General features: G+C 44.7%; 10 protein-coding genes. 1 reads left to right on the plus strand and 9 read right to left on the minus strand.

Annotated elements, in window-relative coordinates; translation table 11 throughout:
- Window positions 1-410: 410 nt before the first annotated feature.
- From B4J23_RS08625 to B4J23_RS08665, 9 genes are all read right to left on the minus strand, one after another.
- On the minus strand, window positions 411-1,025 hold the full coding sequence (locus B4J23_RS08625) for a superoxide dismutase (protein WP_180002169.1): 615 nt from the start codon (window positions 1,023-1,025) through the stop codon (window positions 411-413).
- A gap of 213 nt (window positions 1,026-1,238) precedes the next feature.
- Window positions 1,239-2,330 (minus strand): redox-regulated ATPase YchF, encoded by a 1,092-nt coding sequence (gene ychF / locus B4J23_RS08630; RefSeq protein WP_291359995.1) that lies wholly within the window; start codon window positions 2,328-2,330, stop codon window positions 1,239-1,241.
- 111 nt (window positions 2,331-2,441) lie between these two features.
- Window positions 2,442-3,101 carry a methionine ABC transporter permease gene (locus B4J23_RS08635; RefSeq protein ID WP_291359998.1) on the minus strand — a complete coding sequence of 220 codons (660 nt, stop codon included), beginning with the start codon at window positions 3,099-3,101 and terminating at the stop codon, window positions 2,442-2,444.
- Entirely contained in the window at window positions 3,082-4,152 is a 1,071-nt protein-coding gene (locus B4J23_RS08640; protein ID WP_163169781.1) for a methionine ABC transporter ATP-binding protein, read from the minus strand. Before B4J23_RS08640 ends, B4J23_RS08635 begins: the two co-directional genes overlap by 20 nt.
- A gap of 10 nt (window positions 4,153-4,162) precedes the next feature.
- Window positions 4,163-5,005: a MetQ/NlpA family ABC transporter substrate-binding protein gene (locus B4J23_RS08645; protein WP_291359999.1), complete on the minus strand. Its 843-nt coding sequence runs from the start codon at window positions 5,003-5,005 to the stop codon at window positions 4,163-4,165.
- 9 nt (window positions 5,006-5,014) lie between these two features.
- On the minus strand, window positions 5,015-5,845 hold the full coding sequence (locus B4J23_RS08650; RefSeq protein WP_291360001.1) for a MetQ/NlpA family ABC transporter substrate-binding protein: 831 nt from the start codon (window positions 5,843-5,845) through the stop codon (window positions 5,015-5,017).
- A gap of 19 nt (window positions 5,846-5,864) precedes the next feature.
- Window positions 5,865-7,289, minus strand: coding sequence for an LLM class flavin-dependent oxidoreductase (locus B4J23_RS08655; RefSeq protein WP_291360003.1), 1,425 nt, complete (start codon window positions 7,287-7,289; stop codon window positions 5,865-5,867).
- Window positions 7,289-8,512: an SfnB family sulfur acquisition oxidoreductase gene (locus B4J23_RS08660; protein ID WP_291360005.1), complete on the minus strand. Its 1,224-nt coding sequence runs from the start codon at window positions 8,510-8,512 to the stop codon at window positions 7,289-7,291. The genes B4J23_RS08655 and B4J23_RS08660 overlap by 1 nt, the downstream gene beginning before the upstream one ends.
- An 11-nt stretch (window positions 8,513-8,523) precedes the next feature.
- Entirely contained in the window at window positions 8,524-9,726 is a 1,203-nt protein-coding gene (locus B4J23_RS08665) for an SfnB family sulfur acquisition oxidoreductase (RefSeq protein ID WP_291360007.1), read from the minus strand.
- 381 nt (window positions 9,727-10,107) lie between these two features.
- Between B4J23_RS08665 and B4J23_RS08670 the strand changes: the two genes are divergently transcribed.
- The coding region (locus B4J23_RS08670; protein ID WP_291360009.1) for a glutathione S-transferase family protein at window positions 10,108-10,858 on the plus strand (751 nt) is incomplete at its 3' end.

A 10,858-nucleotide genomic window follows, 5' to 3' on the forward strand; every position in this document is an offset into this window, starting at 1 on the left:
AAGTCCTATAATTGACTCATAATCAAGCGATTTAGAGATAAAAGTTAATTTTTGGAGTCATTTTAAATGTTTAATAAATTGTTTTTAGCGATAAGTATGAGTGCTGTTTTAGTAAGTGGAGTACAAGCTTCTTATGCGTGTGAAGTGGCACCATGTACCAATGGCTTCGATAGCGTCAATGTCTGTGAATTGCGTTCTTAAATTTTAAATCCATCTCCCTATAGAAAAAATTAAACAGCAAAAATTAAAAGAAGCCTCAGAATAAGGCTTCCCATACAATAGACGATCATGTCTTAAAGCAACATGAACAGACGTTCTAGATACAACACTGCTCCACCCAAAAGTATACTGAGGCCGCAGAGCAAACGTAAAGAGTGCCAAGACATGAGATTACGTCCTACTGTGTTCATTTATGTTGAAAGTGCTTCTAGATAACGGCGATTCACTTCCTTCCAGTTCACAACATTAAAGAAAGCGGCAATATATTCAGGACGACGGTTCTGGTATTTCAAATAGTACGCATGTTCCCAGACATCCAGACCTAGAATCGGGGTATTGCCATGCATGAGTGGTGAGTCCTGATTGGCGCTGCTTTCTATGATAATAGTTTGATCAGGTGCCACGCTGAGCCAGGCCCATCCGCTACCAAAACGGGTCAGGGCTGCCTTGGTAAAAGCTTCTTTAAAGGCTTCAAAGCCGCCAAGCTCCTTGTCGATCGCCTGTGCAATTTCACCTTGAGGATTGCCACCTCCACTTGGACTCATTACTGTCCAGAACAGGGAATGGTTGGCATGACCGCCGCCATTATTAATCACATTATTTTTCAAATCTTCAGGGACCTGATTGGCTTTGCTCACCAGTTCTTCTACAGAAAGATCTTCCCATTCTGTGCCTTCAATACCTGCATTGATGTTGTTGATATAAGTTTGATGGTGCTTGGCATGGTGGATTTCCATGGTTTTAGCATCAATATGCGGTTCCAATGCATCATAAGCATAAGGGAGTTCGGGAAGGGTATAGCTCATTTTTAATTGTCCTTAAGCGTGATTGAGTGAGTGGAATTTTCGACTAAATTTTAAAATACGCTTGAGTTGTATTAAATACAATGAGAATTATTATCATTTATGTTATGGAGGAAGATTTTTATAAATAGGATGTAAAGATGCGTATAAGAATAGCAAGAAGCCAAATTTGGTAACAAAAAAGCCCCAGATTTGGGGCTTCTCTTTGGCTTCAACTTATACGTTGAAACGGAAGTGCAGAACGTCACCGTCCTGAACGATATAAGTTTTACCTTCCAGACGCCATTTACCAGCTTCTTTAGCGCCAGCTTCGCCGTTGTACTGTACGAAGTCATCATAAGCAATACATTCTGCGCGGATAAAGCCTTTTTCGAAGTCAGTGTGAATGACACCCGCTGCCTGAGGCGCATTTGCGCCGACTTTAACCGTCCAGGCGCGAACTTCCTGTACACCGGCAGTGAAGTAAGTTTGCAGACCAAGCAGTGAATAACCTGCGCGGATCACCACGTTCAAACCAGGCTCTTCCATGCCCATTGCTTCCAGGAATTCAGCACGGTCTTCATCTTCAAGCAATGAAATTTCAGCTTCGATCTGGTTGCAAAGTGGAACCACGATTGCATTTTCAGCAGCTGCCAGTTCACGTACCGCATCGAGGTGCGGGTTGTTTTCAAAACCGTCTTCTGCCACGTTAGCAATGTACATCGTTGGTTTAAGTGTTAATAGACCAAAGCCACGAACCAGTTTACGTTCGTCATCATCCAGATTTGCTGCACGGGCAGGTTTGCCTTCATCAAGCAGAGGTAGGATTTTTTCTAGAACGGCTTTAGTGGCTACAGCTTCTTTATCGCCACCTTTTGCAGACTTAGCCAGACGAGTCACTGCTTTAGTCACAGTTTCAAGATCAGCCAATGCAAGTTCAGTGTTAATCGTTGCAATGTCATCAAGCGGATCAATTTTACCGTTGACGTGAATCACGTTTTCATCTTCAAAACAACGAACAACGTGAGCAATTGCATCAGTTTCACGGATGTTAGCCAGGAACTGGTTACCCAGACCTTCGCCTTTAGATGCACCAGCAACCAGACCCGCGATGTCCACGAATTCCATGGTAGTTGGTACCACGCGTTGTGGTTTTACGATTTCAGCAAGTTTGTCCAGGCGTGGATCAGGCACAGGCACGATACCGGTGTTTGGTTCAATCGTACAGAATGGGAAGTTTTCCGCAGCAATTGCAGCTTTAGTTAATGCATTGAAAAGCGTAGATTTACCAACGTTAGGCAGGCCTACAATACCACAATTAAAACCCATGAAATAACTCACAAAGCGTTATATAAAAATTGCCAGTGATTTTACATGAAAGCCATGACAAAGTCAGGTCATGGCTGGGTGCTTTGTTGAAAACTTATGAAATAGATGTTTTTAGATTTTACGCTTGTCGAGCTGATTTGACAGGGTGTCACCAGTGGCCTGCACCAGCATGACCAGAATCACCAGCACTACAATCACCGCCAGCATGATCTGCATATTAAAACGCTGATAACCATAACGGTAAGCAATATCGCCCAGACCACCGGCACCAATCGCACCGGCAATGGCTGATGAGTTAATCATGGTCACCAAAGTAACGGTAAAACCGGCCACAATTCCTGGTAAAGCTTCAGGTAATAACACATGCCAGATAATCTGCTTACGGTTACAGCCAATCGCTTGAGCCGCTTCAATCAGCCCTTGATCGACTTCACGTAAGCTCACTTCAGCAATACGCGCAAAGAAAGGAGTCGCAGCTAACGTTAAAGGTACAACTGCTGCCCAGACACCATAACTGGTACCGACAATCCAGCGGGTAATTGGAATTAAAGCCACCATTAAAATCAGGAAAGGCACCGAACGGGTAATATTCACAACCCAACCCAAAGCCTGGTTAATTGGCTTGGATGGATAAATGCCATGTTCAGAGGTGCTGACTAACACAACCGCCATCGGTAAACCAATCAGAAAGGCAACGATTGCGGATACACCAACCATGATGAGGGTATCGGTGGTTCCTGTTAGTAATAAATCAATGAGTTGGTCGTGCATAGCCAATCACCTCAATCTGTGCAATGTGTTGTTTTAGTTTTTGCTGAAGTAAGTCAGTATCCAGATTTAGATCGGCAACTGCGACAATCAGGCTACCGACCAGATGATTCTGGATGCTGTCGATATGACTTTGATAGAGATGCACCGGATGCTCGAACTGTTCGAAAATCACTTTCAAATCTGGTGAATGCTGAACACTAGAGGCATAGCGCAGTTTGATAATGCTATGCGTGGTATCTGTTGTTACTTCAGGACTAATCGCAAATGGTAATTCCAGTTGTTCCAGATTCAGCAGTTCCTGGGTGATCTGTTGCTGTGGGTTAGAGAATACAGACCAGACTTCACCGGATTCGACAATTTCACCTTTCTCAATCACGACGACTTGATCGCAAATTTCACGGATCACTTGCATTTCATGGGTGATTAGTACAATAGTGATGCCGAGTTTCTGGTTGATTTCTTTCAGTAAAGACAGCACCACTGAGGTACTTTCCGGATCCAGTGCAGAAGTGGCTTCATCACAGAGTAGAATTTCCGGGTGATGCACCAGCGCGCGGGCAATACCGACACGCTGTTTTTGGCCACCGGATAGCTGAGAAGGGTAGTTCTGAGCCTTATCGCTTAAGCCGACCAGTTGCAGCACTTCGTTTACACGCGCATCAATGTCTGATTTTTTATAATTTGCAACTTTTAAAGGCAGAGCTACATTTTCCCAGACGGTTTTGGCAGACATCAGGTTGAAGTGCTGAAAAATCATGCCAATACGCTGACGCAGTTGGATCAGTTCAGCATGGGTTAAGCCAGCTAAATCCTGCTGATGGATATGGATATGACCTTCGCTGATCTGTTCCAGACCATTTAGGGTACGTAGCAGCGAGGATTTCCCCGCACCACTTTTCCCGATAATCCCGAAGATCTTGCCTTCAGGAATATCCAGATTGATGTTTTTCAAGGCATGTACCGATTTGCCTTGTACCTCATAGTATTTATTCAGGTCACGGATTTTGATATGTGGGACGGAAAACGCCACCTGAGAACCAAAACTCACCATAGTATTCACCTTATTTCCAGCCTTCAAACCACATGCCAGTACCAAAATCCTGGTCCAGAATTGCTTTGACTTTTTCAGAATTCTGGAAAGCTTTTACGAAAGTCGCCAGTTTCTGGTTTTTATCTTCATAGTCTTTGCGTGTCACAAACAGAATGGCGTATTTCTTGTCGATTGGATCCAGGAACAGAGCATCATGTGGATCTGCTGCTTTAGCAAGTTTTAGATAATGTGGATAATCAAAGATCAGATCAGCTTCATTCAAGGCATGTGCCGTTTGTGGGCCTTCAACTTCAATAAACTGCAACTGTTTAGGATTATTCTTGATGTCCTTAACGGTTGATAATTCATTGTTGATATTTTTCAGTTCAATCAGTTTTGCACGGTTAAGAAGGATCAAGGCACGTGCCAGATTCACCGGATCATTTGGAATGACCACACGGGCATTTTGTGGTAACTCATCCAGCGATTTATATTTCTTAGAATATAAACCGACATGGCTACCCGTACCGGGCGCGAAACTATGTAAATCGAAGTTGGTTTCACGAATGGCATTTCTTAAGTGGACACTTTGCTGGAAAAAGTTAGCATCGATGTCGCCATTCTGTACCGCGACATTGGGTGCATGCCAATCTGAAAATTCAACCAGTTTCACATTAATACCTTGCGGTTTCAGTTCATCAGCCACACTTTGCAATAAGTCTGCATAAGGTGGGCTAATGCCAATGGTCAGTACATCCTGCTGCTGCTGACCCTTGGTCCAACGGTAAGCCGCCAGCCCAAGAATAAGTGCAAGGATGACACCGCCAATGATCCACTTCTTTGCATTCGAATTTGACGAATTTACTTGTGTCATCATCGCACCTTATTTCCAGCCCGGGAACCAGAGCTTCGCACCAAAGTCAGCATCTAGTGCTTCCTTCACGCGAGGGGAGTTCTGATAGATTTCGATAAATTTTTTCAGCTTGTCATTTTTGTCCTGATAGTCCTCACGTACCGCAAATAGGATCGCGTAACGGTTGTCTTTGTTAGAGTCAAATAACAACGCTTGTTCTGGATCAGCTGTTTTAGCCAGACGTAGATAGTGCGGGTAACCGAAAGCCAGATCAACATCATCAATGGCACGTGCAGTTTGCGGACCTTCAACCTCAACGAATTGCAGATTTTTCGGATTCACTGCAATATCTTTCAGGCTGGAAAGATGGTTATTCGGATCTTTTAAAGTCACCAGTTTAGCCTGTTGTAATAACAATAGAGCACGGCCTTGGTTGACTGGATCGTTTGGCACCACAACTTTCGCGCCGTCTTTAAGTTCATCCAGACTGTTAATTTTCTTGGAATATAGACCAACATGAGTTGCTGCACCTTTGGCAAACGCCTTGATTTTAAAATCAGTTTCTTTCTTCGCATTATCCAAAAATGGCTGATGCTGGAAGAAGTTAGCATCAATGTCACCATGATTCAGGGTGATGTTTGGTGTGTTCCAGTCTGAGAACTCGACCAGTTTGACATTGACACCTTGCTGTTTGGCTTCTTCTGCTGCGACCTGTAAGGGTTTGGCAAAAGATGGACTGATACCAATGACCAGTTCATCCGAACCAGATTTTTTTTGTTGGTTCCATACCACCAGTCCGATAATGACGACGGCAATAATTACCCCAATAATGCTGAATTTTGTTTTAGCAGTTTGTGCCATGTTGCACCTCAAAATAAATTTATGCTGATTGTTTTTGCTTTAGGTCGGTATTCGCGGTTGAGGCGGAGTTTTGACATCGAAATTGCTGCACTGGATGAACGCTGGATAAGCGATCTCCTTGCTGGAATAGCTTGTGTCTGAAACTGCCTTGTTTATATTCAGTCTTATAGCTTCCGCGCTGCTGTAATTCAGGAATAACAAAACGGATAAAATCCAGATGCGATTCTGGAGCCACCGTACGGGTCAGGTTGAAGCCATCTATCCCGGTTTCATCGACCAGCTGAATCAGTTTTTCTGCCACCGTTGCACCACTGCCCACGATCAGTGGATAACGCCCACCCAGTACATGCTGTGCTTTCAGATCAGTTGGTGTAAGCTGTTGTTCTTTAAACTTGTTATTGACTGAAGCAATGCTGTTGGTTTGCTGGTAAGGAATTGGCTCATCATCGGCAAATGTGGACAGGTCAATTCCGACTGAACTGGATAAATGTGCAAGACCAGCTTCAGGGCTGGCATAAAAACGATATTCTTCCAGCTTTTGCTGCGCCAGTTCATCCGTTTCTGCGGTTACCACAGTGATACCAACAAAAATCTTGATCGCTTCAGGATCACGTCCTTGTTCAGTGGCCTGACAACGGATCTGATCTACCTGTTTCTTGATCTTGTCCGGATGATCACCACCAATAAACATGCCTTCAGCATGCTGAGTGGCAAAAGCCATGCCACGCGGGGAAGCACCGGCTTGGAACAATACAGGTGTACGCTGAACAGAAGGGGAAACCTGGAATACGCCCTGACTACGATAGAATTGGCCCTGATGATTGATCTGATGAACCTTGGTTGGATCAGTAAAAATTCGATTTTGCTTATCTTTTAAAACCGCATTATCTTCCCAAGAGCCTTCCCAGAACTTGTAACACAGTTGTAAAAATTCCTCAGCCTGTTCATAACGCAGGTCATGATCTTTCAAACCATTTTCACCAATCAGGCGCTGCGCACTGTCTAGATAACCCGTGACAATATTCCAGCCGATACGGCCATGGGTCAGGTGATCCAGACTGGCAAAGCGGCGGGCGAACTGATAAGGCGATTCATAGCTGAGATTGACTGTAATGCCAAAACCAAGATGCTCGGTCACGGCTGCCATGGCAGACACGAGGGTGCTTGGATCATGACTCGGTAATTGAATCGATTCTCTTAGAGTCAGATCAATGCCATTTTGATAGACATCATAGACTCCGGTAATGTCGGCAATGAACAGGCCATCAAACAGGCCTTTTTCCAGAGTTTTTGCCAGATCAGTCCAGTAACTCAGTTCATTAAAACGATGGGATTCATCTCGAGGATGAGTCCATAAGCCATGATTGATATGACCCACGCAGTTCATATCAAAAGCGTTCAGCAGGATTTTTTTAGTTTTCGAGTTTGTTGTGGTCTTTGTCATTACAATGTCCCCCGGCGTGGAGGTAGAACACCATTCAGCAAATAATTGGCAATGAAATAGTATTTCCAGCGTGAGGCATCATGCAGGGTATGTACGCGGGCATTGCGCCAGAAACGATCCAGGCCATCTTCACGCTGACTGCCACGGCTACCGGCTAGTTCAATTAGTTTTGATGATGCTCTTAAGGCAGTTTCAGAACTGTGTGCACGCGCTTTAGCCACATCCAGAGAAGCTCTGGCCACGCTGGTTTCAGTCGGATTGGCTTTGGCAGTATCGACAGAGCGGGCAGCCTGTTTGAGTAAGACTTCAGAAGCACGCACATCAGCTACCATGCGACCCAGTTCAAGTTTGGTCAGCGGATCATCGGTGGCCTTGTCCACACCAGAATCAATCCACGGACGCGCCTGACGTACACGGTTTAATGTTTCTTCGAATGCAGCACGGGCAATGCCGGTTTCAATCGAAGCATGCAGCAATTGGGCAAAAGGGCCAGAAATAGTTGGGCGAGTATAGGCCGTATCAAAACGTACCACATCTTCCTCAAGCACCTGCACGTTGTCGAATTTCACCGTGCCGCTGCCAGTGGTACGCTGGCCAAAACCGCTCCAGTCATCAATCAAGGTGAGACCTTCACTGTCACGTGGGACAAAGGCCAGGAATTGCTGTTCGCTTTCATGCACGACCAGTGTCGGAATGCGGTGCGCAAACAGGCTGCCGGTGCAATAGAATTTTTCGCCGTTAATGACATAACCTTGCTCGGTTTTGCGAATCGCGGTTTGGCGTTGTGCCGCGGTCTTGGTTTTGAACTCAGCTAGGGCATTACCAAAACGAGCACCTTTTAAGACTTCGGCATAGAGTTTCTGTTTTTGTTCCTCCGTGCCGTTATTGCGCAGGATTTCGAGACCATAGAAATGGTTTTGCGGAATCTGACCGATTGATCCATCCACACCGCTCATTAGGGCAATGACTTGTGCCACCGTATAGCTAGATACTTCTGCACCACCATATTGTTTCGGTACGGTAATCGCCCAGAGCCCGGACTGGCTATAAGCCTCGATTTCTTCAAAAGGAAGAATACGTTCGGCATCACGCTGTACGGCACCAGCCTTGAACTGCTCTGCCAGATTATGGGCAATTTCTAGTGCTTCTTCATCAGATTTGATGATGTGCGCATGTGCCAGCTGTTCTGACTGCAATGGACTAATGTTTTGAAATGAAGTCATGGCAAATATCCTTAAATCCAGGCGTGGCGGGCAGGAAGTTTATGATTCAGGTAATAATCCCCAAGTGCATGCAGTTTCCAGCGGATCGGGTCATGCAGGGTATGCACACGGGCATTACGCCAATGCTGATCAAGATTGTGCTGACTGAGGCTGGAGCGACTTCCACCCAATTCCAGTAATTTTTCCGAGATATGCAAAGCTGCATCATTGGCATAGACTTTGGCTTCAGCTACTAAAATTGAGGCTTTGGCTGCCTGCTCATCAGTCACAGATTCCAGCTGATCCAGTTCATCCAGATATTCAGCGGCTTCATCCAGCAGTAAAATTGCGGCATCTAGGAGTACTGAAGATTTACCAACTTTCTGCAGGGTATAATGCTCAAAGCTGGCTTTTTCGACTTGAGCATCGACAATCGGACGAGCCTTATGCACGGCAGTCAGCGTGTCGGCAAAAGCGGCTTCGGCAATGCCGACATCAATCGCAACCTGCATCAATTGGGAATAGGCACCACGATAGCTTGGTTGATTTCCTAACAGACGCTCATCAAAAATCAATAGTGGATCAACTTCGACATGCTGAAGTTTGACTGTGCCACTCGAAGTCGCGCGTTGACCAAAGCCATTCCAATTGTCGATCACTTCAACGCCGTTGGCATTGCGGTCGACAATGGTTAGTACTACATGGCCTTCTGGATGAATCGCTTTAATCGCTAACCAGTGCGCGAAGCTACTACCAGTTGAATAGAATTTTTCACCCTCAACAAAATAGCGACCGTTTTCAAGGGTGAGTGTGGTTGCCAAGGTTTTAGTATCTTTAGTATTTCGTTCTGGGCCGCCATTGGCCAGACGTTTACCTTTTAGAATTTCGTTATAAATAAACTGTTTTTGTTCTTCTGTACCCATGATCTCGATCATGTTCAGTAATGCAATCTGGTTCTGCGGAATTTGCCCGACACTTGAGTCAGCTTTATTAATAATCCGGAATACATGCGCCAGGGTTTTATTGGTAACAAATGCACCGCCGTACTGTTTCGGAATGCGCATGCCGCCCAGGCCTTTCTGGCTGAACAGGTCAATCTTAGCAAAAGGTAACAGACGTTGCTGATCACGCTGATTACGGCCTTCCAGGGCAAAATCTGCAACCTGATAAGCAGCATTAATCGCGTCGTGATCATTTTCAATAACATGAACTTTTTCAAAAGTTAAACGAGACATAATGACATCCTAAATCGATATCAAAACGTTACAGGCTAAGCTTTATGAGATTAAGTAATTGCTTTCGCAAAGCTTATGAAAAAACCTATTTAGGACAAAAACTGCTAGATTTTTATAAATTTGGAATATAGTAACTGATTAAAATAAAATAGGTTTTTAATAAATCCTTAATTTTAGAAGATGAGTTTAAAGCGATGCATATCTGCTTTATAGATAATCAAGACAAAAAAATGTATAAAAATACTCATCGCCGTGTTGAATAAGCAACATCTTTATTTTGAATAAAAAGTTCATTGTATTTCCAGGCTAGGGTGACTAAAGTATCCGACTAAATTAGATGGTTTTAATGCGATCTGACCTAAAAACAAGCATGGAGAATTTATGCGCATCTTATACCAGTTTCCACTTTCTCATTTTTGTGAAAAGGCACGCTGGATGCTGGATTACAAAGAGCTGGAATATGTTGCGCAAAATCTGATGCCGGGTGCCCATCGTGCCTTTGCCCGCCTGAAAACTGGACAAAACCGTCTACCGATTCTGCGTGATCGGGAACAGTGGATTGCGGACTCGACCAAAATCGCTCTATATCTGGATGAGCAATATCCTGAACACCGTCTGCTACCTGCAGAAGCAAGCTTGCGTCAGCAGGCATTAGATATTGATGAAATCACCCAGGAATTAGGCCGCCATGTGCGTCGCTGGATGCTGGCTCAGGCTTTATCGCATGACCATGAATCGATGGATATTCTGATTGGAGAAAAAGGCTATCTGCGCCAGTTTGAAAAATTCTCCAAGCCATTGCTAAAAACCATTTTAACCAAGGGTTATGCCTTAACTGAAGAAACACTGGAACAGTCCAAACAATTTATCAAGGATTCGGTTGAGCAGCTTAATCAGATCCGTATGGAAAAAGAAGGACCTTATCTCGTCGGTTCGCGTTTCTCTCTGGCCGATATTGCTGTCTGTTCGATTCTGGCCCCTCTATTGGCTATTCCGGGAACGCCGTGGGAGAGGGAAAGCTTTGAATCGATGTCGGATGAATACCGGGAATATCAAAGTCATCTGGCTGAGTTGCCATTAGGGCAATATATTCAAAAGATGTATCGTAATGAGCGCAATGCCCGTGTTGATT

It is taken from the genome of Acinetobacter sp. UBA3025 (assembly GCF_002367915.1).
In the GTDB taxonomy this organism is placed as follows: Bacteria; Pseudomonadota; Gammaproteobacteria; order Pseudomonadales; family Moraxellaceae; genus Acinetobacter.